This window comes from Bacillus sp. AFS012607 (genome assembly GCF_002558005.1).
GTDB classification, from domain to species: Bacteria; Bacillota; Bacilli; order Bacillales; family Bacillaceae_G; genus Bacillus_A; species Bacillus_A thuringiensis_S.
In genome coordinates this window covers 1-23,315 of sequence record NZ_NTVM01000064.1, presented here as the reverse complement: position 1 = coordinate 23,315, position 23,315 = coordinate 1, and the positions used below count along the sequence as shown (strand labels likewise).

Genomic DNA, 23,315 nt, shown 5'->3' with positions numbered 1-23,315 from the left:
TATATCATAAAGTGATATAAGAAGGTAGGGAGAAAATGAAATCATTAGAACAATTAACTGATTCTGTATTTTATATTATGGCAGGATTTACAAAGCCAAGACATGGCTATGCGGTGATGAGTTTGATTGAGGAGTTAACAAATGGGAAAGTAGTCATTGGCCCTGCATCACTATACACAATTATTAAAAAGTTAATAACCGAATCCTACATTGAATTATTTGATGATTCAGATTCACGTAGGAAGGTATATGTTTTGACAGACAGAGGTAGAGAAGTGTTGGAACAAGATATTTTGAGACGTAAAATGATGCTTGATTTTGCTGAAAATGGATTAAAAGGGGAGAACTAAAATGGGGAAAACAAAATACATAATGTCAAATGGGATTGCTTTTTCAGAAGAACAAGATTTAAAAAAGCTAAGAAAATATGCTGCTAAAGGATGGATTGTGAAACGTTTTAAACGAATGGGGTATGAATTAGAAAAGGGCGTTTCTGAAGATACTATTTTTAGTCTTGATATAAGACCATTAGAAGAAAATGAATTAGAAGAATATATTGAAATGTTTGAACTTGCAGGTTGGGAATATGTTTGTTCAAGTTATTATGGCGTGCACCTATTTAAGGCCAAACCTGGTACAAAACCAATTTATACAGATAAAGAAACAAAACAGGAAAAAATAAAAATACTTAGACAACCAGTCATGTCAGCAGTTGTAATTAGTATGGCCATGTCGATTGTAAGTTATTTAGTTCATTCGGTAAGTTCAGGGGTATTAAGTACAACATTTTCGATAGTTTTCTTATTTTCCCTTGCCATTACCATTCCAATGTTAATGACATTAATGGCGACCTACTACCATTCGTTTCGAACAAAATAGTAGGGGTACCGCCAGCATTTCGGAAAAAACCACGCTAAGAGTATACAAGATTTTATACAGTTTTTCGACTAATCCAGTAATAAACAAGAAAACTAAAACCGCGCCATAATAGGAATGTATAAAAAGATGAATAATTTTATAGAAAATAAAACAGGGGATTCCTTCTGAGATTAAGGTTTCCCCTTTTTCCTTGCTACTGATAATGAGACGTTATGTTAACTTGACGTGTATATGTTATATATCAAAACTCTTCATCCAGCGTTCCTCCCACATGGTACAATTAGGAGAAAGAGGAGGACTTCAAAATGATTTTAGAAGCAGTCATATTGCAAGTAAAAGACGGTATGGAGACGGAGTATGAATCGGTATTTAAGCAAGCATCTTCAATCATCTCTTCCATGCAAGGATACATAAATCATGAATTACAACGCTGTATGGAGCAGAAAGGAAAATATTTGCTCCTTGTGCAATGGGAAACTTTAGAAGACCACACGATAGGATTTCGTCAATCTGAACAATATCAAGAGTGGAAGGCATTATTGCATCACTTTTATGATCCATTTCCAACAGTCGAACACTTTAAGCGTGTAGAGTTATCACGAAACTGAACTTGACTGTCTATTAGGGCTCACCATATCATTCTGGGAAAATTGTACGTTAAGAGATACTAACCCTTGATGTTACAACCTTTTTAGAAACAACTACATGTTCAGAAAGATAAAAAACTAAGATTAATTGAACATTAATTTATTTACACACTTTATGAACATAATTATGGCTAGAAAATGTTGATATTATTGAGTTTTAACATCTGTTCATAAACATAAGGTTTTCTGGGCAGATGTCTCTTAGCGTAAGGGAAATGCTTCGAATGTGTCCAAATTGTGTCTAAACGTACAATTTTCCCGAAATGGTATGGTGAGGCCAAATATGAAATATCTTATCCGTTGAATTAGCTGTAACAAAATACTGTATGAAAAATAATTCGTAACATGATTCATAAAACATCTTTTTGTTACACCGAAATCTGATAATGGAAATAAAATACAGACTATGACCCGAAATTACATGTATCTCGGCTGAACCCCGTTTTGAGTATAATTGAAAATCTATACTCAAAAAATAGCTTTGACATATAATTTGTTTTGTTTTATAGTAAGTACCACACTAACTACTAAAGGAGTTATCATGGAAGAACTTTACAAAGAACTTCAAAAATGGGGCTTTTCGCAATATGAATGTAAAGCGTATATAGGACTTTTAAAAAATTACCCCATAACGGGATATGAAATCAGTAAAAGGTCAGGTGTACCTCGTTCAACGATTTACGAAGTGTTGGCAAAGTTAATTGATAAAGGTGCGGTTTATACAGTACCTTCTGATCCTGTAACTTATGCACCTTTGCCAGCAAAAGAGTTAATCTGTCGATTGCGTAATAACTTCGAAAATTCTATGGATTATCTTGAAAAGAATTTATCTGCTTTAGAAAGTGAACAAGAAGTAGATGTTATTCGCCGCATCAGCAGTGATGAACGTGTTGTTGCTGAAATGATTGATATCATAAATAAAGCAGAAGAAGAAATATGGTTGTCGATTTGGGAACCACAAGCCTCGTCTATAAAAAGTGCTATAGATAGACGAATAAATGAAAAAATCCATGTTTTCTCTATTCTTTTTGGAGCACCTGATATGCAGCTTGGTGTAACTACTCATCATAATTACATGGCTCCCGAAGTAGCTGAGGAACGTATGAATGGTCGATTAACGATTGTCGCACGGGACAATGAAGAAGTATTAATTGCAAATTTTTCTCCAAATATACCTGCATGGGCAATAAAAACAGAAGATCCAGCCCTGGTATTAATCGCAATGGAGTACATTAGACATGACATTATGTTCTCAGAATTAGTTAAAGAAGTTGGCCCAGAGAAAACGGAAGCTCTTTGGAAAAACAATTCTAATCTATTTCATGTTGTCACTGGAAAGCGGTTCAAATAAATTGAACCGTATTTTCTTTCATCTTTTTATAGTAGTTAGTGTGTTAGCTTCTAATAATTCAAACATAAGGAGGGAATGAAATGAGTCTGTCGAACGTCCAAGTGAATTCATCTCAGAGAGATGAAGATAGTTTTATCAAAGGAGTAAAAGATTGTATCCCTACGTTACTGGGTTATTTAAGTATTGGAATAGCGGCAGGTGTTATTCAAAAGACTGCGGGACTTAGCATAACTGAGATAACTCTAATATCTTTAATTCTCTATGCTGGCTCAGCTCAGTTTATTGCGGCAGGAATGATAGCAGCAAGTAGTTCTCTTACTGCCATTATTATTACTATTTTCTTTGTTAATCTTCGTCATATTTTACTTAGCGCAGCACTAGCACCTTATTTTCGGCATCTTTCTCCACTTAGGAACATGTTAGTAGGTTCTCTACTCACCGATGAGACATTCGGTGTCGCTATTAGCGAGGCTGCGAAAAAAAAACAAATCAGTGAAAAATGGATGCACGGTCTCAACATAACAGCTTATTTAAATTGGCTTATAGCTAATTTAGCAGGTGCATTTTTGGCACAATGGATTTCAAATCCTGAAAAGTTCGGTCTAGAATTTGCCTTGCCAGCTATGTTTATAGGAATTCTTATACTAACAATGTTAGGGCGTAGTAAAATCAAACTTGATATAGTTGTCGCAATTATATCAGTTTTCATTGCTGTGGGAAGCTCTTTCATGTTGTCCAGCAGTATGGGTGTTATTGTTGCTACAATTATTGCTTCAACAGTAGGAATGGTGGTGGAAAAATGGAAGTAAGATGGGAAGTTTTTTTGATTATTCTAGGATCAGCTATTGTAACGTTCATTCCAAGGGTCGTTCCTCTTATGGTATTAAGTCGTTTCGAATTACCAGAATGGGGAATGCGATGGTTAAATTATGTCCCTATTTCTGTTATAGCTGCTTTGATTGGTCAAGAGATATTTATACATGATGGAAAGATTGCACCCCTTACAAATAACATTGAATTTTTTGCAGCCATACCGACTTTCTTTATTGCGATAAAAACACGTAGTTTACTGGGAACCGTACTGGGAGGTATTATTTCCATTATAATTTTGCGTTTTTTGTTTCAAAACTAATTACTTTATTTGGTCAAGTGCCACGTTTAAATGCAGTAGCTATTGCAAGAAAGAATAATTATAGAACAGCATGGTAGAAGATAAGGATTGAAATCGATGTTGAATTTATACTGTAGTATACTTGAATTGAAATGGTGTTTCTCATATTAAGAATCTTATAAAGTCCCCAAAGCAAAAAGTTATGCATTTTGACTTGGAAAAGCAAATTTTCTCGTTTTGGGGTATTTACTTTCTTTAGCTTGATGGCGATGTGGCGATACCCCTATTAACTCTTCACGAGACAAGTAAACGGACCTTTATTTAATACTTAAATTATCATTCCGATTTTTACCACAAATTCTTTTTAATTGTATAGCAGGTGAGAATTTTCTGTACTTATTTCGTTTTAGCTTCCATACTTTATGTATGTAGTGCATTCTTATCAATTTTCCCCATTACTTTAACTCGTAGGGGCATTAACTTTAGAAATCTGCTAATGGATAAGCAAGTTAATAATTATACTTGAAAATGGAGTGATACGATGAATAAGACGTATGATGTCATCATTACCGGTGCTAGATGTGCCGGCTCTACCCTGGCAATTTATCTTGCTAAGGCAGGTTTCCATGTGTTGTTAGTGGACCGAGCGAATTTTCCAAGGGACACATTATCAACCCATACCTTTTTCAATAATACTGTCGCTCTTCTTCGAGAAACTGGTGTCCTGGACAAGTTATTGGAAACAAAAGCACCGCCGGTACGGGATATTAAATTTCAATTTGAGGATACCGTGATAGAAGGTCTCATCCCTGAGGTTTACGGAGAGGAAAGTTGTTATTGTATTAGAAGAACTTATCTCGATCATATTCTACTTGAACAAGCCAAATCCCAAATGAATGTAACTGTTTTAGAAGGATTTCGTGTGACGGATGTCATCCGTGATGACGAAACAGTGATAGGCGTGAAAGGTTTAGATGGCGACAACGAGAAACAAGAATTTTTAGCTCGCCTGGTAGTCGGGGCAGACGGCCGATCCTCTATTATTCGCAAACTGGTAAAAAGTGAACTCAAAATAAGTATTCCGGCAACAGTCGGCATCTATTTCGGGTATTTCTCTGGATTTCGCCACGATAATGTCCCTAAATTTGAAGTATACAAGATAAAAGATAACACAGCCATTCTCTTTCCGACGAATGATGATTTATATGTAATTGTCGGCATTTTCCCATTAGAAAATAAGGAATTGATAGAACGGTTGAAATTAAATCCGGAAAGCTGTCTACGCAATTTCTTTACAGATAACTTTCCGAATACAACAATTGGGGCGCGCTTGAAAAATGCAGAACTAGTAGAACCGGTCAAAGGCATTCTCGGATATGATAATTACTGGTATAAAGGAATGGGAAAAGGATGGGCGTTGGTTGGAGATGCAGTTTGTTTTAAAGATCCTGGCATGGCGCAGGGTATCCATGATGCTATATGTGGAGCACGTATATTATCCAATATTCTATCAAAATATAAGGGACAATCCGATCAATCAAATCAAATGTCTGAAGAATATCAAAAGGCAATAGAAGATGAGTTTATGGTTCGGTTTCACATGGGATGCCAAATTTCGAAGAATGAACGCATATCTGAACAACAGGATGCTGTCAACAAGCTAATCAGTTCCCATCCAGAGGCTATAGAGAAGTTTTTAGGGATTTACAATTATGCAAACGAGCCCGCTGCTTTAGAAAAAGAACTCGCACGAATTATGCAATCGATCTAGCAGTGATTTTAGAGATTAAGTGATTTAAGTACAAAAATAATTCACTTGTAACAATACATCTAGAAAGATATACCTTTCGAACATATTTAAAGATTACAAAGAAAAATGAATTTTACAAAACATACAAAATGTTAAACTCAAAAAAACCAGCGATATTATACACATGTACTGATATCACTGGTTTTTTATATGGATATTTGATGGTCAATTTTACAAATTATAAAAAATTACAAGCTCATTTTTACATTTTCACAACAATATTTTTGTAATATTATCTTTCTTTTCCCTCTGTTTGATTGGCTTGGAACTCCATTTTTAGCGCAATACTATCCCCTTGGAACACGTTTTGATCTGTTCCGTTTTCCTCAAATATAAACTTTATCCAAAACCAATCCATTTTCCCAGGTTTTAATCCCCCTGTTTCAGTCCACTTAGAATGAAATACTTTTTTGGAGACAATCTCTGAACTTTGTGATTTTAGTTCTGCAAGGGTTGTCTCGTATGCAGGGCTTTTTGCAGGATCCCAATCCCAAAGAAATTGTACTTTAATGTGTTTACCGAAATCTTCTGTAGTATTATTTTGTTTTAAGTCGTTTACAGTATAGTCTATTTTCATCATTAAATCTTTAATATCTAATGTACCACTATTTTTTAAATTGAATTTCTTTAATATTTTGTCCCCAGGTTTTAAATTTTCTAAGTTAAGTGAAGTAGTTGGTTGCATAGCTAAATCCAATGTACCTGCAGCAAATGTATTATTTGTTACAACTTGATCGCTAAAATATGCATATGTTCCCCCACCAATTAAAGATAAACCAAGAGCGGCTGAAACCACTCCAACACCTAATTTCTTTTTCAATGACATTTTTTGTTCCTCCCATATCATTTTTACAATTTTTCTCCCTAATTAACTAAAACGCTCCCCTTAATACAGGTATAACATCAATTGTAAGAATTTTGTATTGAAATAAGAATATTACTTATTGAGAAAATTATGTTATTATCTATTTTTATAAATTAAACGTACCATAAATAGAAAATTAGAATTCATAATTTTCTTGTTATATAGCGCTTAAATACGTTATCAAAACTTTTGCAAAAACAAATTAAGATTAACTGCCCTTTATGATAAGGATTATTCATTTATTTAGGATTATAAATATACTTCAAAAGGTAAAATTTTTGAAGTTTATAAAAATCTAGCTAATTTAGTAATTCGAAAGGTTTAAAATTGTATTTTTAAAGTGCTAAATAATTAATGGTACCTTTTGAAATATTATTGGTTTCATTTCATTAGAAATAATTCCGGCTATATAACTAAAAAATGTGATATAATATCTATTGAACATATGAATAGGATAACAACTACCTGCTGTTGGCAAGTAGCAATTTATCTAATAAAAAGATCACTTGTTTCCAAGACAAGTGATCTTTTTATATACATTACCTATACTATTTGTGAGATCCATTAGATATTTTAGTTCCCTTATTTATATTGTATACTCATTTCCCCACTCCTTTGATTTAAATACTATATCCCGTTTTCAGCAACATCGAATTATAGTATCGACTCGATATATAATAAATATTGTTTAATCTAAAAGCCTCTGTTATATTCACCTTTTATAAATCCTTCATCACTAGAGTCAAATGAATATCGCTTTTCATATCCAACTTCATATTTTTCCATGTAATTTCGTTCTTAATGTGTAAAAGTGTAAACGTGGACATTTACACTTTTACACAAGTTCACAAAAATAATACAACAATAAATTTCTATATTGTAATATAATTAAATAGACTTCGTTATTTATAAATAGGAGGGATTTCATTGGAAGACTTTGATGATGAGCTACGCCAAATTGATATGGGTCAAAAAGAAGCAATACTAGTTATAAGGGCTTACAATAGATATTTAGCAAAAACAGATGAAGACAGGGAATATGGAACAGAAGTGATTGAACGTATTAGCAATAGTGATACTACTCGTGAGGATGCTGATTTTATTATAAGATGCACGGAAGTTATTGATGATCTTATCGATAAAGTTGTCGAGGAGAAAGTAGCAAATAAAAGCTAATCTACTACTATAGGATAACCCTCCTAAAAAACATCTATCATATAGACTACGGATTATCTCTAAATGAGCTTGTTGCTTTACGAATGAAACATTTGCATTTTTAGAACTATATATTATCTATTCCTGAACTAGTGACCCAAGATATCACAGCGATAGTTCACTCTTTGTTTTTTGCCACTTTAGGTTCGAAACCTATCTTTGGAGTTATGATGAAGATGTATCAAGATTTCAAACGGAAATCTCTATTCAAAAAAATGATTAGTTTGGAGATAAAGCAGACAAATTTGAGGAAAGGGATTTCTGCATAACTTTTTCGAAATACTTTTATTTTAAAAATGACTCAGAAGCAATGCACAGCTGAAAATATTGTTAAGCGATTAGGATTTAAAACTCACATATAATTCTTTAGTCGAAAAGGAATAAAAAAACTAGTTTATTAGACAAACCACTTTTTCTTTTTACACTTTTTTCTTTTTGGTAAGTCAGGAAACTTCTTCATTGTGTCAAAAGCATGCATGAGCGTGAAATATGGATGTTTTAAAATCATTTTTGGTCCGCTCTTTTTCATAACTTCCTTAACTAAACCTTTCATTTCTGGTTTATAACAATGAATTTCGCAATTTTGACATGCTGGTTTCTTTTCTTGAAATGGACATTTTGATAAACGAAAATAAGCATAATCTTTTAATTTTTGACATTCTTCACATAGAGTATTTTGTTTATGTTCGTTTTTACAATACATATCAATCATAATGCTAATTGTTTTCTCTTCACGTTCAATTCGATTCATAAATTGGCGCCTCCTGTTTCAAAGTCTCTCTGCTTTAATTGTAAAACTTTTTAGAGAGTTTACTTGAATTTTTAATGACAGTTTTTCTAATGTTTATCTCTTTTTTAAGACTTAAATATGGTTCCTTCTTTTTCTTGTGAGCTTTGGGTACCTTAACGACTTGAACAGCAAGAGTTCACTTGATTTTTCCACGTTATTAATTGATTCTATTGGAAGGTGGGGAGTATTTGAAGTTTACTGCTATATCAAATAATTCAGCCTTAGAGCATGCAATCTGCGTTTTGTTTCAGGAGCACTATACAATTTTTAAATTAATGAATATGTGCTGGTACCGCTTTTTATAAAATTGGATTTTTAGCGGAATAAATGTTAAGTTAATTTTACATTTTGTTAATTATGGTATACATTGAAGGGAAGAGGTGGTGAACTTGACTATTTTTAACAAAGTAAAGGAAATTAGAGCTCGTTTTAATTTCACACAAAGTGTATTAGCTGAAAAAGTTGGAGTGACGAGGCAAACGATCGCAGCAATTGAAAAAGGGGATTACGTCCCTTCATTATTATTAGCATTGTCAATTTGTGATGTGTTTGATTTGAAGATGGAAGAAGTGTTTGTATTAAATAAGGAGGAAGAAGAGGATGAATAGATTGATGATTTCTTATATGATTAATGTACTTATTACGGCATTATAGAACTTGCCAATATTATTGACGCTAAGAAAGTAACTTTTGAAGTATCATTAAATATTACACCAGTCTTATTTTTATTAGTTATAGGTATTGTAATAACAATTTTTTATAAAATACAGAAGAAGAAATATAACGCCCTTTCATATCTGATGTATCCACTATTGTTTCCCCTAGAAGACGAACGTGAAAAGTTAATTACTGAAAGAGCTTGTCGTACAGCATTTGTTTCAGTATGGTATGTGTTAATCATCGCAATTGGATTTTTAGTGCTTTCTCCTATTTTTAATATGTATATTCCAGGATATCCCTTATATATTGTATTTAGTGTTTTCTTTATTCAAATGACAGTTTTTTATTTATCTTTATACCGATATAAAATAATGTAAAGTGAGACCCTCTTGTAAAAGCAAGAGGGTTCCTTTATATGCATGATTTATAGTGATTCCCTTAATAATTTTCTATTTTCTAACATATCATTTAATAGAATCTGTCCCATCATCATTGCAAAGTTATCCCTGGTCTTTGTATAGTAGTCATTAAGTTTTAACAGATAGTCTTTCCTGGGGACATAGGTGATTACGAATCCACGGTTTATTTCTTTAGGAAAAGGAATATATATATTCTTAACATCCTGGTTTGTAGTGTTAGAATTTTTAAATACTAAATCATTTAGATTACTAAAAAATTCTTTTCCATTAGAGATAGGTTGGATTTTTTTAGCTATGTGAACACCATTATTATTTTTATTTGAAGCGATTCCCCATATAATTACACCACCAGAAGCATGAGAAAAAAACGATATACTTTTTTCGTAATTCTTTTTATCATCTATTGAAAGGGCACTATTTGTACAGTTTTTTTTGCATTGAAATGTAAGGAATATATTCTCTTCTTGCTGTGTAATGATCATTTTTTGAATGTATGAAAATCCTTCTTGTTGAAACTTTATAAAAATCTTCTTCGCATTCGCCAAATTAAACATTCTCCTTTTCTGCTTTTTAGCAAAATATTTAAAAGAGTAAATCAAAACAAGTAAACTTTGTATAGGAAATATATTTTTTAGAATTCTAATGCTTTTGATTTATTTTTTATTGTATTAATATCCTGGCATTGTTGGGAGAGCTGGGTACATTCATGAAAAGCAAAATGTTTACATCCTACACATTTCGCTTTATTCAAATGTCTTAAAGCACAGTTAATTGCTTCTCCTGTATGATTAAAAAAGTTCTCTTTTCCAATCTCAGCATATAATCCATTTTTAATTAGATTTGTTTTCAACTCTGATTGAGCCCCTGAAATGAGAAGTACGCCACCTTGGTTTTTAAAATGTTGGACAATATTCCTAAAGTAGGCTTCGCCTGTTGTGTCAATAAAAGGAACCTTGCCCATACGTAAGATTAGAATTTTAGGTCTATAATGAATTGTCGCTAAAATGTTTTGTTCGAATGTTTGCGCAGCTCCAAAAAATAATGGACCTTCTATTGTGTAAATACTAATTTGAGGGCAATCATGAGCATTATTTACCACATGCGGTAATAATTTTTCATTCTTTGTTGTATGATCAGGAAGCACTTTTGACATCACAAGCATATTACTCATACGTTTTGTAAACAAAATAATAGCTAAAATAAGACCGATTTCCACAGCCGTTGTCAAACTTGTAAATACAGTAAGGGAAAATGTTACTAGTAATACAAGAGAATCTCCGGTCTTCATTTTAAGTATATGAACAAAATGCTGTTGCTCACTCATATTCCACGCTACAACCATTAAAATAGGAGCCATACTAGCAAGTGGGATGTGCGAGGCGTATGGAGCTAGCAGTAGAAGCGTAAATAACACAAATACTCCGTGAATCACACCGGACATGGGTGAAACAGCGCCACTTTTAATATTCGTTGCTGTTCGAGCAATTGCTCCAGTCGCCGGAATTCCTCCAAATAATGGGGTAACAATATTAGCAATTCCTTGACCAATAAGTTCTTTATTACTGTTATGTTTACTATTTGTCATCCCATCCGCGACGACAGCAGATAAAAGGGACTCAATACCGCCCAACATAGCAATAACAAACGCAGGGCCAATTAAATGTTGGATACGCTCTATTGTGATCTCTGGTATATCAAACTGAGGTAGTGTATTTGGAATCGTACCATATGCTGTACCAATAGTAGGTACATGACCTGAGAAAAATATAGTTGCAATTATAGTTGAAATCAAAACACCTACTAATGAACCCGGTACTTTTGGCAAAATTTTTGGTGTTACGAGTATAACGAAAAAGCAAATCAAAGCAGTTACTACATTATAAAAATTAGTGGTACCGATATGAGTAAATATTTCTTTCAAGTTTGCTATAAAGTCCTCATGTTTTTTTATGCCTGTTAAACCTAAAAAACTAGCAATTTGTCCAGTGAATATAATAGCAGCAATACCTGAAGTAAAACCAATTGTTACAGGACGTGGTATGAACTTAATTAACGAACCTAATTTAAAAATTCCCATAAGGCATAAGATAATTCCAGCCATCAAACCAGCGAGTAGTAAATTTTCATACCCATAAGTAATGACAATCCCTAAAAGAATGGGAACAAAAGCCCCTGTAGGCCCTCCAATTTGATACCTTGAACCACCAAATAGAGAAATAAGTATCCCGGCAATACACGTTGTATAAATTCCATACTCTGGTTTTACACCAGAAGCTATGGCAAAAGACATAGCAAGAGGAATCGCAACAACTCCAACAATCAGTCCTGAAAGAAGATCTTTTTGAAAATGCCCTAATGAATATCCTTCAAACCTTCCCGTAAATAAACCTCTCATTACAAACCCTTCTTTTCTCTTTTTAATAAACCCGGATTACAACTATGTGTCGCATTCGTTTTATACAGGAGGATTTAATTTTTATCAAAGAAAACGACATCCTAATACTTACTATAAGTTTTGCTTAAATGACGTTCTAATTTTCCTATATCTCCACCTTGTTGTACATGGAATTGTAATCTTTCCGCTAGAAGTTCTCCAGCTCGACTATCTAGCTTCTTCGTATCAATAAACGTAGTGACTTTTACTTTATCTGGAGTAATATCTCTACGAAACATCTGTCCTGGAATTTCAGTCCAAAAATGATTCCATTCTTCTAATAATCCTATTTGATCAAACAAAAAGTTCTGAATGCCGCATAACCATGCTGTACAAGCTGTGTTCCTTTTTTGACATCCAATACCATCTTGTAAATGTTGACATGAAACGCAACAAGAATACCCACTTTTAATGCAAACATTACAAACGTGATGAGCTCCTATAGAGTGAAATATCTCAATTCCATGTTGGATGATATCTTCTCTTTTAGCCTCATTGCTCAATTTATTCCTCCTTTACCATTTCGCTTTCTGCTTCATCTAGCTCTTCTAACATAGAAATTGTATCAATTAAATGATTGTTAAAAATTTTCCGCGCAACCACTAATAAATTCATAATCATAGGATCTCGAAGGGAGTATAATACTCGTTTTCCATCTTTAGTGCCAACAACAATATTTTTCGCGCGTAATACACTTAATTGTTGAGAAACTGCAGAACCTTCTTTTTTAAGAATGCTTTGAATTTCATTTACACTTTTTTCACCTTCTGATAGAAGTTCCAAAATACCTATTCGTAAAGGATGCGATAAAGCTTTAAAAAAATCTGCTTTAAATTGTTGCATTTCGGTTCCCATTAAAACACCTCTAGTATTTATTTACATTTAACATTTCAGAAGTATTCTATACATCTTCAAATGTTTGAATATGTATAGAATACTTCTAAAGCCAAGAATTATCAATACAAATTTAGAAACTTAACATAGGTAAATAAATGGTTTTTGGTTGAAATTACGATACTTTCTTTCGTACACAAAAATCTTATGTATCCTAGACTATACTTCTAGAGAAACCTTATACCGACAGGTTCAAAGGCGATTGAATACGGGAGAAATAAATAATGCATTTACATGAATAGACTCAAATAACGAAAAAACATTAAAGAAAAGAGGATTTACGGATCTATAAGAACGGAATATTTATTCAAGTAAAGGTGATCTGTAAAAAAATGTAACAATCTAGTTGTAGTATGACGAATAATGAAAAGAACCCGTTAGTAAAAAACGGATTCTTTCCACTAGGTGTGCAAGAAATTCAAGGTGACTCTGATAAAATCACTTGTATTTTTTTAGTGCACGCACAAGTTTGAACAAAATATTTATTTGAACGTAAAAAGGATTTATTCAAGATAAAGATGCTTTTTGAAAAAGTAGGTGAACGACTAAAGGGAATTATTGAAAGACAAATTAATTTTGATGGGTTACTTGAAGAGTCGAGGGCAATTGTTATACACATTGATAAATAGTTGGTTACTTATATATTTTCTGAATTAGTAATTATAGAAATTAAAGAAGATGTATAGACTTCATATCCCTAATTCAGATTCACTATATTTGATAGATTACCTGTATTTGTAAAAAAAATATTAAATACAAAGAGGTATTAAAACTACATAAATATAATATATAAATTTAAGGATAAACAAATCCATTAAAAGGTGATAATTTAGTATGTTTACAAAAAATTAGTAGAAATTAATAGTAATGTTTTGTTTGTTGATGTGTATAAGTGGAATTAATATTAAGAATATTCAATGTTAATAATATCAATTTACTATAGTTTACAATTATGTAAAACTATAACCAGGGTGAATTTTCTTTAAAACTTATCACTAATAAAGATTTAAAGAAGTTTTTGTTTCATTTTCCATCAAGAAAAAAAGCCAATTTTTATATTCATTGGCTTCTTTTAAATCTATACTTTTTTTCATTTATAATTTTACCACATCATCAACATTTGTATAGATAAATAATTTTAAAATTCAGACTAAAATACCTGTTGTTATGAATGGAATTGTAGGATTGTTTGGAGTTGGGTTCAAAAATGGATAGACTTGTTCAAATAGGATGAATCAAATCTATTAGAATTAGAAAACGCTGTCATTAGTGGTGTAATATTGGCAACTATTATACCGCAGAGATTGGAATTATGAATAGTAGAGAAACGAGAATTTGTATTTTAGATTTGCAAGATCATCATACTAGTAGTGTACATAAATATTGTATTGATGATTGAAAAATTGGAAAAGCAGTATGTCAAATAAGAACGGAATTGATTTTTGATGAAAAGGCCGCTAAAAGAAAAATAAAATTGAAGTGGAATTACACTTGCTAGCAAGCGCTGGTGTTAAGAAGGAATGGATATTTATAAGAAATGTACATCAATTTGAATGTCACATAAGTAGTTTGCGTAAACAGCAAAATCAATGTGGGTTGTAAATAATTAATTAAAAGTTGTAATAGAAGTGATAAGGATAGAAGTATTAATGGCCTTCTTATAAGTATTATCTGAGAAACTAGCAAGAATTGCAGATAGCGAAGTAGGATGCAAGAATTTATCAAACAAAATGAGGTGAATGAGACATGAAAGCAGTTGCGAAAAAAGCACAAATGATACGCCTAGAGGGGGAGGAGTTTTGTAATCGTCAAGCGGATGAAGAACAGTATAATGCCGAGCAGTGTAATATAGAAAGAGAGTGTATCAAGCTAGACAAAAAATCAGCTAAAAATCGAACGACAGAAGAAAAATGGGATGAAAGATGTAAACAAGCAGTTCAATTATTTAATCATGGAACCGAATATCCAGATATTGCGAAAATAGTAGGGTGCAAAGTGAGTAGTTTGTATAGAGAGCTGAAGAAACGTGGAGTATTAGAAATGCCAAAGCAAGCGGCACCCTCTAAAACATTAAGGTCACCCATAATACCAGCAAAAACAAAAAAATCTAAGTTTGAACGATATAAAGAGTATTATATGTATAAGTAGAAGGATTAAAGGTTATATAGTTATTTATCTGAATAATAACTGCATCTAAGATTCTCTATTTTTCGATTTATCACAAAGTACACTTTTAGACATTACATTTAAAATTCTTATTAACTCAGCTTTGGGGGATTAGTAAAGATACCAAAATATCAAAAAGATACATTTGAATAAATATTAAGGGATTTTTGAGCACTTGCTCCTTAATTGTCGCTAATATGGTTAGTGCTACACACTCTTATGAAATGTATTAATCAAGCTGTACACCATATATAATTAATAGTCTTAATATATAGGTAAATATATATGGCTTCTGCAATTGGAGGAGATATATAATGTTAACTGAATTACAAAAAAAGTTTTTCTTAAAATTAAAAATTCCCCCAAGAGAAAATGTGAAATTTGAAGATTTACATAGAATTCTTTTGCAGATGGGGCACTTATTACCTTATGAAAACTTAGACATCATGGAAGGAAATACGAAAGAATTTTCTAGAGAAAATATTGAAGAAAAGCTGCTTTTAAAGAATCGTGGCGGATTATGCTATGAAATTAATTCTTTATTATATTATTTTTTGTGTGATTGTGGATTTAATGTGTATCGAATAGCTGGAACTCTATATGATCCAAAAACAAGAAAGTGGAACCCTGATGATGGCCATGCACTTATCGTTTTACAACACAAATATGAAAACTATATTATAGACGCCGGTTTTGCATCCTATCTCCCTTTACATCCTGTTCCTTTTCACGGTGACAGCGTGACTTCTGTAACGGGTGAATATCGTGTTCGTAAACAAAATACGGAGAAAGGAACCCATGTATTAGAAATGAAAAAAGGAAAAAATGGAGAAACTTCACATTTTTTTGATTCGGATCTTAGTGATACCTGGTCTATCGGTTATGCTTTTTATTTAAATGCAATTAATGAAAAGAAAGTGAATGCTATACAAAACATGGTTATAGAGCATCCAGAATCACCAGTAAATAAGGCGAATATTATTTGCAAATTAATTGAACACGGGCATATTGCACTTACTAAGCAAAGTTTTACAGAAACCCGGCATGGAAAGAAAATTAAAAAAGAAATAACAGAGAAACAATATCATCAAATACTTAAAAATGAATTCAATATTTTTTAGACAAGTAAGATGTAGAAAGTAAACTATAAGATTTTCAACGTATTACGCCCTCATTTGTAGAAAAATGGGGGTTTTTAATTAATAAGTGCTTAAAAAGTTCTGTAATATTTTTATTTTTATGAATTTTTCTATTGTTAATAGGATAAATTCAGCGATATGTAACTTAAATTTATAACGAAATACTATAAATGCTTATTGAATAACAGTGAAAATAACATTAAATATATCCATTTTATTAAAATGGTACTACATTCATGGGGAATTTGTTCAATTGTATATAGAGAGATATTATTTTAAATAGTTATTAATAACGAAAGAGGAGAGGGAAAATTATGTTCAATCAAAGAACAAGAAATGGCGTCAAAAAAATCCTAGCAATTACAGAGCTAGTACGGTGTTTTCGATGTTTGGATCATCAATTTCTATCATAGAGGCGGCGTCTGCTCCAGGAGTTTATGTTACACCTAAAAATAGTGTTTCTTCAGATATTATTAGTATAGACTGGTCTCCTGTTCAAACAGCACCTTATACATATTGGGCTGTACATAACTGGAACCAGGGGGGAGAAGCTGGTGGGTATGCTGGATTCCAACAACAAAGCGGTTTTGATGAAAATGGAAAGCGTACTTTGCACTTTGCAGTTTGGGATCCTATTTCTTCTAAGGAAGCAATAAAAGCAGAATATGTATCCCCTACATCAGTTGCAAGTAATTTTGGTGGAGAAGGAACAGGTCTTAAAATTCAGACGACATATGATTGAAAGAATTATAATTGGTATCGCATGACAATGCGTTCTTGGCAAGAGAATGGACACACAAAATTTGGACAGTGGTTAAAAGATGTTTCAAAAAACCAATGGAAGCTTATTGGGATTATGGACTTTCCAGTTCCTAACGTTACATTTAACTATGGACAAACGCTGTTTCAAGAAGACTGGCTTGGTAATGGACAAGATGTAAGAGAGGCACGTGTAAAAGATGGATATGGAAGAAATATCTCAGATAAAAAATGGACATCTTGGAATACTCAATCAATAGAGGGGCAAGAGCCATTGAATAATAATTGGGATGGGGGAGCTACTTCAGAATATCTTTGGTTTAAGGCTGGGGGAGACTCTCGATCAACTATTGGAACAGGAAAAACATTTACGTTAAATCAACCTAGCCAACCTGAAATAGGAAAACTAGATTATGATGTAAAGTCTATGTATTATGAAAATGAAAAATTAAATATAACTTGGCAATTAAAAGATAGTAGTACACCTCAATTTAAGGGGAAAATTGAAATTTATAATATTGAAAATATGACGGGCCAACCGATTAATGTAATTAATGATATTAAATCTTATCAAAATGGAATCAGTCAATCTATATCATTACCAACAAATACTTATGCAAAAATTATATTAACAGATATATTTGATCAAACTGTGGAAAAAAAGGTAAAAATCAAAAATGAATCTCCAAACATTTTAGAAGGGGATCGGTTTGCATGGTCCATGAAGGGTATAGGAGATTTTGAATTTGCAAAACTTAATTTAAATAAATCAACAGAAGAATTGCAAGTTAGTTTAATAGCAGGTACACCACACAATTATTTTGATAGTACGTATGCAAGTATTAAAGTACAGGATACATCAGGTAAAGTGGTATATAACAAAGAGGTTTATGGGAATACCCAACAAAATGCTGAATCAAAAACAGTCCCAGTAAAAGTAGGCAATTTTATTGAACTTACACATCTAGAAGGTGGAGAGAGAGCGACATTAACAAATCTGGATAATAATAAACGCGAAAGCTTTGATAAAAAAGTAATATATGAAGTTACAAAGGATGGCCTGAAGAAAGTAAATCAAATTGTTAATCCGAAACCGGACACAGAAGCTCCAACACAGCCACAAGGATTATATGCAAGCAATGTTGCATCAGACAGTGTAGAGCTAAAATGGAATCCTTCTACAGACAATGTGGGTGTAAAAGAATATCAAGTGTTACGTGATGGACAATTAATTCAAACTGTACAAGAAACAAAGTTTACTGATCAAAACCTTACAGCTAATAAAGAATATAAATATACTGTAAAGGCTGTAGATAAGGCTGGAAATATCTCGGTTCAAAGCAACATCCTTACAGTAACAACAAAGAGTCAAAATGTAACGTATGAAAAATGGGATCCCAAAAAGGCATATACAAAAGGAGATAAAGTAGAGTATCAAGGGAAATTTTATGAAGCGGTTCAAAGCTATCAAGGAAATGGAGATCCTACTTGGATATTTGCCTTGTCTTTATGGCAACCATTTAAACTAATATAAAAGTCTTTTACTTAAATTTTATATATTTGTTTAGTGGTCGCAAAAATATGTTTAGATTTTAGCAGAAGATTTCAAAATTGTAAGGGGAAAACTTAAAAACTGTATATAAAGTAAATGGTAGTAAAAATACCAAATCTGAATTTTGTTAAGAAAATGTATTGAAAAAATTGATTATATTAAGTGGGAAATAGCTTTATCACTGAGAGAAAAAAACTGTACACAGGGCATCTAAAAAGATACCTTAGCAATAACGACAATTAGGGAGAAGTATTAACTAAGGTATCTGGGTGGATGGTTGCATAGTAAATATGCAATTTTGAGCATTGTTGAATGTATTGGGATATTCAACAAGTTCAGAGTAACACAAAGTTTCTGTTAATTCAGCCGGTAAATTTGTCCAAAAAATACGAAGCTATAAATTCATTTTGTACCTCTATTGTGGATTTATAGACTCTAACAAACATGTGATTTGAATTTAAAAGAATACTTTTATAGACTTTTACTTGTCTATTATGAAAAATATACGATTTAGGAAAGTTCCTGAGCATATCATTAAGATTAGGTCACAGGATATATATAACCCTTAAATCATGAGACTCGAAAATATCTATGCATATCTTGTCATAACACCAAGACTTTTGGTAACTCTTTATTAATTAGAGGAGATGTCATGTTTGATGAGAATGATAAGCTGATTAGGAGGCATAGAGATGGAACTAACTAAATTGGAAAAGGTAATTGTTATTAGTACTTTTGTTCAAGGATTAGGTGAGGAATTCCTTAAAAATAGCAAGGACAATCATTCTTTAAAACAGCTACTTAGAGAGATAGAAAAGGTGTTTAATGATTCAACATCAAATCAAATGCGAGAAGCAGCTGAAAGTGTACTAGAAAAATTTATTTATGATTTAATAAAAGAAAACAATCTGCCACTACCAAAAATAAATTAAGATTTATTGGAGAAAGAGAGGGCAGTAAGGAAATACCTATAAGGAATCGCTACAGTTTCCCTATAAAAATCAATATCAAGCTTGCATAAAGAATAATATATAAAGAGATTATTCTCTTTATATATGCCAAAAGTCAGTTATTTGTTTTCGAGAATCATGTTTTCTAACTATCTTCATTATTTTCTGCATTGTATTTGGTGATGGCACATAATCCTTGTCATTACACAGTTGACCTAATGTATTTCTGTTTACCTTACTAGCTTTAGAAAAATCCTGAATTGAGTAATTGTAGCTAGCTAAAAATTTAGCTAGCTTTGTTCTATGTCTCCCAATACCTCTACCCCACACGTTAATCTCCTCCATAATCTTTTTTAATCATCCTTGTCCGAAATGCAAAAAACTATACGCAATTGCACAGAAAAATTTGCATATTGTACAAGCTATTCACAATAAGATGTATCAAGGTTGCTACCAAAGTAGCTATCAAGATACCTCTACCAAACTTCTAAGTTTGTAAGCCCATGTATCATCGACATTCAAAATTCTGTTTATAAAGGGGAAATTTATATGTTAACTACATTTATCTCTTTAGGAGCTTTAGGAGTAACGACAATTGGAGGGGCATTGTTAGAAAAGCATCTTGTAAAAAACGATTATGTTGCAGCAGCGAAACTTGTAAGCGATGGAATATATCATGGAATAAGGATAGGTGGAGTTTGTTTCATTGGTTATGTATTCATTCAAATTGTGGTGATGTTTTAAGGAGGAAATTACATGGGGATTTTAAAGGATTGGCTTCATAAACAAACTTTGAAGAATCGACTTATAGAGGTGTTTGTAAAGGCAGGTTTATATGTAGATCATCAAACACGAGGTGGGAAAGTACCCATTTACCCGAAGATACATGATATTTCTTCCTCAAAAGAAAAGGTTCGATACATATTTACCATTCCAAACGGATTAGATCCGAAAACCATTGAAAAGAAGTGGTTTTGCTTTCAACAAATATTAGGGCGTAATGTAGCAATTGAAGGTGATATTAAAAGATTTGTACTTAATGTGTTTCATTCGGATGCTGGGCTACAAGCATACAATTACAGTTATAAGAAGTGGCAGCCATTACTTATACAACATCATCTTCCTGTAATTGTGGGGCGTGACCAATTTGGAAATATGATTACGTATGACATGATTGCTTCAAACACGCCGCATCTTCTAATTGCAGGAGAGACGGGGAGCGGGAAAAGTAGTATGGTACGCGTTGTACTGTCTACACTTATTCAATATATGTCTCCTGATAAATTACATTTGTACCTGGGCGATTTGAAGAATTCCGAATTTCATTTCTTGCGAAGGGTGAAACACGTAAAAGAGGTTTGCATGGAAGAAATAGAAATGAAGATTATGCTGCAGAAAGTGTGGAAGGAAATACGCGAACGCAGAAAACTAATGGAAGAGTATGAAGTGGATCATATCGATGAATATAACAAAGTGAATACCGATAACCAGAAACCGTATATCTTACTTGCTATCGACGAAGTGGTTATGTTGCAAGATGAAAAGGAATGTATGTCTATAGTTGAAAAAATATCGGCAGTCGGAAGGGCACTTGGAGTTTTTTTAATGCTAAGTATGCAACGACCTGATGCAAAAGTGTTGGATGGTAAGCTAAAGCTCAATATGACGGTTAGAATGGGCTTTAAATGTGATAGTACAATTAATAGTAATATTATGGGTACTCCTGGTTCAGAACGCTTGGAGCAATCTGGCCAAATGATATTAAAGTTAAATGGATTAAAGAAAGTACAATCTCCTTATTTAGAATTAAGTAAAGCCAAGAAGATAGTTGAACCTTATCGCGTTCCGAAAGAGAATATAAAGTTGCAAAACCTACCACAAGAAGAAAATCAATTATTCGGGGTGTTAGATTATGAGGAATAGAGACAAAGCCATACTAAACAATTTGAAGCGTTTTAGATGTATGTCTCGTGATGACATTATTGATTTGCATTTTCAAGGATTAAAGAACGCGGTTACATGCTGTAATACGGTGATGAAGCGATTAAGAAGAGATGGTCATGTGAATGCCAATATCTCGCAACAGCCATACATTTACTTCCCTCAATCCAGCACACTTCGCAAAACTAGCCAAAAGATTCCCCACTTTCTAGGCATATTAGATGTGTATAAACAGCTTATCTATTATGAAAAACCTAAACTGTTTAAAGTGGAGCCAAAGTATGGTAAAGAATTCATGGAACCTGATGCATTTACAATTTGGCGTAGATCTCCATTTTTCATTGAAGTCCAGAAGTCAGTTTACAGCAAAAAAGTTATGCAAGATAAAATAAATAGGTATGAATTATACTTCCACAGTCAGGAATGGTATAACGAATCTTGGCAGCCAAAAGAATCTAAATTCTTTCCATCAATACTTATAATTACTGAAAAGTATTATAATATCAGCTCTTTTAGCCTACGTATTTTTCAAGCTTCTTCAATTAGTAATTTCTTGAATAGCCTTGCTGTAAAAGCACAGTAACAGTCCCTAATTAGGTTTTTCTTTCTAAAGAGGTTTCTTAATTTACATCTACGTTTATTAGGTCATCATTGACTGAATGAGTTCATATATTATTTTGCCAATGTGAATTCTAATACAGTTTCTGTTATTAATACAAGTAGCAATGCTGTTATCGCAACAATTTCAGTATATACACTCCTTAGTGGTATTTCTATAACACTAAATGGTTAAAAAGCTTTTGTAGTAATAGAAGCATTTTTCGGAATCTATTTCTTAACGATTCGTCTCTCATCAATAACATATGATAATTGATATTAATCAGTATCTTTTATTTGATACAATCGTTTGATTAGGCGTTCTTAAGTAGTGTTTATTAACCTTCCGGGAACATAGTTACTTTCAGCGCATCGTCTCTTTAGTTACCGAATCAATTCCACATACTTTTGGTAGGAGGAATATTACCTGGGATTTCGAAAAATGTTTACATATCCTTATAACAATAATTGATATTGGATGTTTTCTACCTTAAAAGCTAGTTAGGCGATAAAAATAACATGAATGGACATAATAAGTTTGGTAAATTCATGTATTATTTTTTTAATCCTAGGTATTATATTGCTTATAAAAGGATGTGTTAGAAGTGAGAATTGGAGTGGTTAAAGAGATAAAAAAGGGAGAAGCACGTGTAGGAATGACCCCTGAAAATGTTCGGAAGTTAGTTGAAGAAGGGCATCAAATCTTAGTAGAAAAAGATGCAGGTATTGGATCAGGATATACAAATGATGAATATACAGGCGCAGGTGCAAATTTAGTAGCACAAGGAGAAGCTTGGGAAGTCGATATGGTAGTTAAAGTAAAAGAACCATTACCTGAAGAATATCGTTACTTTAAAAAAGATCTTATAATCTGGGGTTTTTTACATCTGGCTGCGTCGAAAGAGTGTGTCGAAGCACTGAGAAATGCTGGTACTACTGCAATTGCAGGAGAAACAATTAGCAAAGATGGTGTTTTGACATTATTAAAGCCAATGAGTGCAATTGCTGGGCGTCGTGCTGTATTCATGGGAGCATATTATTTAGAAAAACAACATCAAGGAGAAGGGATTTTATTATCAGGTATTGAGGGAATTCCTGCCGGAAATGTAGTTATTTTAGGTGGAGGGAATGCTGCA

24 protein-coding genes and 3 pseudogenes are annotated in these 23,315 nt (G+C 32.6%); 20 read left to right on the top strand and 7 right to left on the bottom strand.

Going from position 1 to position 23,315, the window contains the following annotated elements; translation table 11 throughout:
* The first annotated feature begins 35 nt into the window (after positions 1-35).
* The 7 genes from CN409_RS30580 to CN409_RS30550 all read left to right on the top strand — a co-directional run bounded on the left by CN409_RS30580 (position 36) and on the right by CN409_RS30550 (position 5,759).
* Positions 36-350 (top strand): PadR family transcriptional regulator, encoded by a 315-nt coding sequence (locus CN409_RS30580; protein WP_097947067.1) that lies wholly within the window; start codon positions 36-38, stop codon positions 348-350.
* Position 351: 1 nt separating this feature from the next.
* Complete coding sequence (locus CN409_RS30575; protein WP_097947065.1) at positions 352-879, top strand: DUF2812 domain-containing protein; 528 nt, start codon at positions 352-354, stop codon at positions 877-879.
* A gap of 305 nt (positions 880-1,184) precedes the next feature.
* The gene (locus tag CN409_RS30570) at positions 1,185-1,487 is read left to right on the top strand and encodes an antibiotic biosynthesis monooxygenase family protein (RefSeq protein WP_097982030.1); all 303 of its coding nucleotides are present in this window, start codon (positions 1,185-1,187) and stop codon (positions 1,485-1,487) included.
* Between the two features lie 580 nt (positions 1,488-2,067).
* Positions 2,068-2,877, top strand: coding sequence for a TrmB family transcriptional regulator (locus tag CN409_RS30565; protein ID WP_097982029.1), 810 nt, complete (start codon positions 2,068-2,070; stop codon positions 2,875-2,877).
* An 80-nt stretch (positions 2,878-2,957) separates the two neighbouring features.
* Positions 2,958-3,686, top strand: a complete 729-nt coding sequence (locus CN409_RS30560; protein WP_097982027.1) for an AzlC family ABC transporter permease — start codon at positions 2,958-2,960, stop codon at positions 3,684-3,686.
* Entirely contained in the window at positions 3,677-4,009 is a 333-nt protein-coding gene (locus CN409_RS30555) for an AzlD domain-containing protein (protein WP_085311121.1), read from the top strand. The genes CN409_RS30560 and CN409_RS30555 overlap by 10 nt, the downstream gene beginning before the upstream one ends.
* 520 nt (positions 4,010-4,529) lie before the next feature.
* Complete coding sequence (locus CN409_RS30550) at positions 4,530-5,759, top strand: NAD(P)/FAD-dependent oxidoreductase (protein ID WP_001044754.1); 1,230 nt, start codon at positions 4,530-4,532, stop codon at positions 5,757-5,759.
* A 271-nt stretch (positions 5,760-6,030) separates the two neighbouring features.
* Here the strand turns inward: CN409_RS30550 and CN409_RS30545 are convergent, their stop codons facing one another.
* The gene (locus tag CN409_RS30545) at positions 6,031-6,624 is read right to left on the bottom strand and encodes a TasA family protein (RefSeq protein ID WP_000053758.1); all 594 of its coding nucleotides are present in this window, start codon (positions 6,622-6,624) and stop codon (positions 6,031-6,033) included.
* Positions 6,625-7,590: 966 nt separating this feature from the next.
* Between CN409_RS30545 and CN409_RS30540 the strand changes: the two genes are divergently transcribed.
* Entirely contained in the window at positions 7,591-7,839 is a 249-nt protein-coding gene (locus tag CN409_RS30540; protein ID WP_086392963.1) for a hypothetical protein, read from the top strand.
* A 41-nt stretch (positions 7,840-7,880) separates the two neighbouring features.
* Positions 7,881-8,240, top strand: a pseudogene (locus tag CN409_RS32495) (integrase); the annotation flags it as partial.
* Positions 8,241-8,275: 35 nt separating this feature from the next.
* Here the strand turns inward: CN409_RS32495 and CN409_RS30535 are convergent.
* Positions 8,276-8,629 carry a nitrous oxide-stimulated promoter family protein gene (locus tag CN409_RS30535; protein ID WP_097982026.1) on the bottom strand — a complete coding sequence of 118 codons (354 nt, stop codon included), beginning with the start codon at positions 8,627-8,629 and terminating at the stop codon, positions 8,276-8,278.
* Positions 8,630-9,057: 428 nt separating this feature from the next.
* Between CN409_RS30535 and CN409_RS30530 the strand changes: the two genes are divergently transcribed.
* Positions 9,058-9,276, top strand: a complete 219-nt coding sequence (locus CN409_RS30530) for a helix-turn-helix transcriptional regulator (RefSeq protein ID WP_000151822.1) — start codon at positions 9,058-9,060, stop codon at positions 9,274-9,276.
* Positions 9,269-9,705 (top strand): annotated as a pseudogene (locus CN409_RS30525) (DUF2178 domain-containing protein). The gene CN409_RS30530 and the pseudogene CN409_RS30525 overlap by 8 nt, the downstream one beginning before the upstream one ends.
* A gap of 47 nt (positions 9,706-9,752) precedes the next feature.
* On the opposite strand, the gene CN409_RS30520 reads toward CN409_RS30525, so the two are convergent.
* The 4 genes from CN409_RS30520 to CN409_RS30505 form a co-directional block, all read right to left on the bottom strand.
* On the bottom strand, positions 9,753-10,292 hold the full coding sequence (locus tag CN409_RS30520) for a hypothetical protein (protein WP_097982024.1): 540 nt from the start codon (positions 10,290-10,292) through the stop codon (positions 9,753-9,755).
* Positions 10,293-10,378: 86 nt separating this feature from the next.
* Positions 10,379-12,142, bottom strand: a complete 1,764-nt coding sequence (locus CN409_RS30515) for a SulP family inorganic anion transporter (protein ID WP_097982023.1) — start codon at positions 12,140-12,142, stop codon at positions 10,379-10,381.
* A 101-nt stretch (positions 12,143-12,243) separates the two neighbouring features.
* On the bottom strand, positions 12,244-12,684 hold the full coding sequence (locus tag CN409_RS30510; protein ID WP_097982021.1) for a DNA mismatch repair protein: 441 nt from the start codon (positions 12,682-12,684) through the stop codon (positions 12,244-12,246).
* Position 12,685: 1 nt separating this feature from the next.
* On the bottom strand, positions 12,686-13,036 hold the full coding sequence (locus CN409_RS30505; RefSeq protein WP_097982020.1) for an ArsR/SmtB family transcription factor: 351 nt from the start codon (positions 13,034-13,036) through the stop codon (positions 12,686-12,688).
* Positions 13,037-14,821: 1,785 nt separating this feature from the next.
* Between CN409_RS30505 and CN409_RS30495 the strand changes: the two genes are divergently transcribed.
* From CN409_RS30495 to CN409_RS30480, 4 genes and pseudogenes are all read left to right on the top strand, one after another.
* Positions 14,822-15,223 (top strand): hypothetical protein, encoded by a 402-nt coding sequence (locus CN409_RS30495; RefSeq protein WP_097982018.1) that lies wholly within the window; start codon positions 14,822-14,824, stop codon positions 15,221-15,223.
* A 332-nt stretch (positions 15,224-15,555) separates the two neighbouring features.
* On the top strand, positions 15,556-16,362 hold the full coding sequence (locus tag CN409_RS30490; RefSeq protein WP_097982017.1) for an arylamine N-acetyltransferase family protein: 807 nt from the start codon (positions 15,556-15,558) through the stop codon (positions 16,360-16,362).
* Between the two features lie 332 nt (positions 16,363-16,694).
* A pseudogene (locus CN409_RS30485) lies at positions 16,695-18,673 on the top strand (DUF3472 domain-containing protein).
* 710 nt (positions 18,674-19,383) lie between these two features.
* A complete protein-coding gene (locus CN409_RS30480; protein ID WP_097982015.1) occupies positions 19,384-19,623 on the top strand; it encodes a hypothetical protein in 240 nt (79 codons plus the stop codon).
* Positions 19,624-19,740: 117 nt separating this feature from the next.
* Here CN409_RS30480 and CN409_RS32710 read toward each other — a convergent pair whose 3' ends face one another.
* Positions 19,741-19,986, bottom strand: coding sequence for a helix-turn-helix domain-containing protein (locus tag CN409_RS32710; RefSeq protein ID WP_327942665.1), 246 nt, complete (start codon positions 19,984-19,986; stop codon positions 19,741-19,743).
* Positions 19,987-20,190: 204 nt separating this feature from the next.
* Between CN409_RS32710 and CN409_RS30470 the strand changes: the two genes are divergently transcribed.
* The 5 genes from CN409_RS30470 to CN409_RS30450 all read left to right on the top strand — a co-directional run.
* Entirely contained in the window at positions 20,191-20,385 is a 195-nt protein-coding gene (locus CN409_RS30470) for a hypothetical protein (protein ID WP_016513385.1), read from the top strand.
* Positions 20,386-20,397: 12 nt separating this feature from the next.
* Positions 20,398-21,564 carry an FtsK/SpoIIIE domain-containing protein gene (locus CN409_RS30465; protein ID WP_097982013.1) on the top strand — a complete coding sequence of 389 codons (1,167 nt, stop codon included), beginning with the start codon at positions 20,398-20,400 and terminating at the stop codon, positions 21,562-21,564.
* Positions 21,554-22,165, top strand: a complete 612-nt coding sequence (locus CN409_RS30460) for a replication-relaxation family protein (protein ID WP_097982011.1) — start codon at positions 21,554-21,556, stop codon at positions 22,163-22,165. Before CN409_RS30465 ends, CN409_RS30460 begins: the two co-directional genes overlap by 11 nt.
* 102 nt (positions 22,166-22,267) lie before the next feature.
* Positions 22,268-22,375 carry a hypothetical protein gene (locus tag CN409_RS30455; RefSeq protein WP_276307927.1) on the top strand — a complete coding sequence of 36 codons (108 nt, stop codon included), beginning with the start codon at positions 22,268-22,270 and terminating at the stop codon, positions 22,373-22,375.
* Positions 22,376-22,784: 409 nt separating this feature from the next.
* Positions 22,785-23,315, top strand: a 531-nt coding sequence (locus CN409_RS30450) for a Rossmann-fold NAD(P)-binding domain-containing protein (protein ID WP_481747195.1), incomplete at its 3' end; no start/stop codon positions are given.

What these genes read in the sequence shown, in the direction of transcription:
- CN409_RS30580 (WP_097947067.1), top strand. Translation starts at nt 36, where the DNA reads ATGAAATCATTAGAACAATTAACTGATTCTGTATTTTATATTATGGCA.
- CN409_RS30575 (WP_097947065.1), top strand. Translation starts at nt 352, where the DNA reads ATGGGGAAAACAAAATACATAATGTCAAATGGGATTGCTTTTTCAGAA.
- CN409_RS30570 (WP_097982030.1), top strand. Translation starts at nt 1,185, where the DNA reads ATGATTTTAGAAGCAGTCATATTGCAAGTAAAAGACGGTATGGAGACG.
- CN409_RS30565 (WP_097982029.1), top strand. Translation starts at nt 2,068, where the DNA reads ATGGAAGAACTTTACAAAGAACTTCAAAAATGGGGCTTTTCGCAATAT.
- CN409_RS30560 (WP_097982027.1), top strand. Translation starts at nt 2,958, where the DNA reads ATGAGTCTGTCGAACGTCCAAGTGAATTCATCTCAGAGAGATGAAGAT.
- CN409_RS30555 (WP_085311121.1), top strand. Translation starts at nt 3,677, where the DNA reads ATGGAAGTAAGATGGGAAGTTTTTTTGATTATTCTAGGATCAGCTATT.
- CN409_RS30550 (WP_001044754.1), top strand. Translation starts at nt 4,530, where the DNA reads ATGAATAAGACGTATGATGTCATCATTACCGGTGCTAGATGTGCCGGC.
- CN409_RS30545 (WP_000053758.1), bottom strand. Translation starts at nt 6,624, where the DNA reads ATGTCATTGAAAAAGAAATTAGGTGTTGGAGTGGTTTCAGCCGCTCTT.
- CN409_RS30535 (WP_097982026.1), bottom strand. Translation starts at nt 8,629, where the DNA reads ATGAATCGAATTGAACGTGAAGAGAAAACAATTAGCATTATGATTGAT.
- CN409_RS30515 (WP_097982023.1), bottom strand. Translation starts at nt 12,142, where the DNA reads ATGAGAGGTTTATTTACGGGAAGGTTTGAAGGATATTCATTAGGGCAT.
- CN409_RS30505 (WP_097982020.1), bottom strand. Translation starts at nt 13,036, where the DNA reads ATGGGAACCGAAATGCAACAATTTAAAGCAGATTTTTTTAAAGCTTTA.
- CN409_RS30495 (WP_097982018.1), top strand. Translation starts at nt 14,822, where the DNA reads ATGAAAGCAGTTGCGAAAAAAGCACAAATGATACGCCTAGAGGGGGAG.
- CN409_RS30490 (WP_097982017.1), top strand. Translation starts at nt 15,556, where the DNA reads ATGTTAACTGAATTACAAAAAAAGTTTTTCTTAAAATTAAAAATTCCC.
- CN409_RS30480 (WP_097982015.1), top strand. Translation starts at nt 19,384, where the DNA reads ATGGAACTAACTAAATTGGAAAAGGTAATTGTTATTAGTACTTTTGTT.
- CN409_RS32710 (WP_327942665.1), bottom strand. Translation starts at nt 19,986, where the DNA reads ATGGAGGAGATTAACGTGTGGGGTAGAGGTATTGGGAGACATAGAACA.
- CN409_RS30470 (WP_016513385.1), top strand. Translation starts at nt 20,191, where the DNA reads ATGTTAACTACATTTATCTCTTTAGGAGCTTTAGGAGTAACGACAATT.
- CN409_RS30465 (WP_097982013.1), top strand. Translation starts at nt 20,398, where the DNA reads ATGGGGATTTTAAAGGATTGGCTTCATAAACAAACTTTGAAGAATCGA.
- CN409_RS30460 (WP_097982011.1), top strand. Translation starts at nt 21,554, where the DNA reads ATGAGGAATAGAGACAAAGCCATACTAAACAATTTGAAGCGTTTTAGA.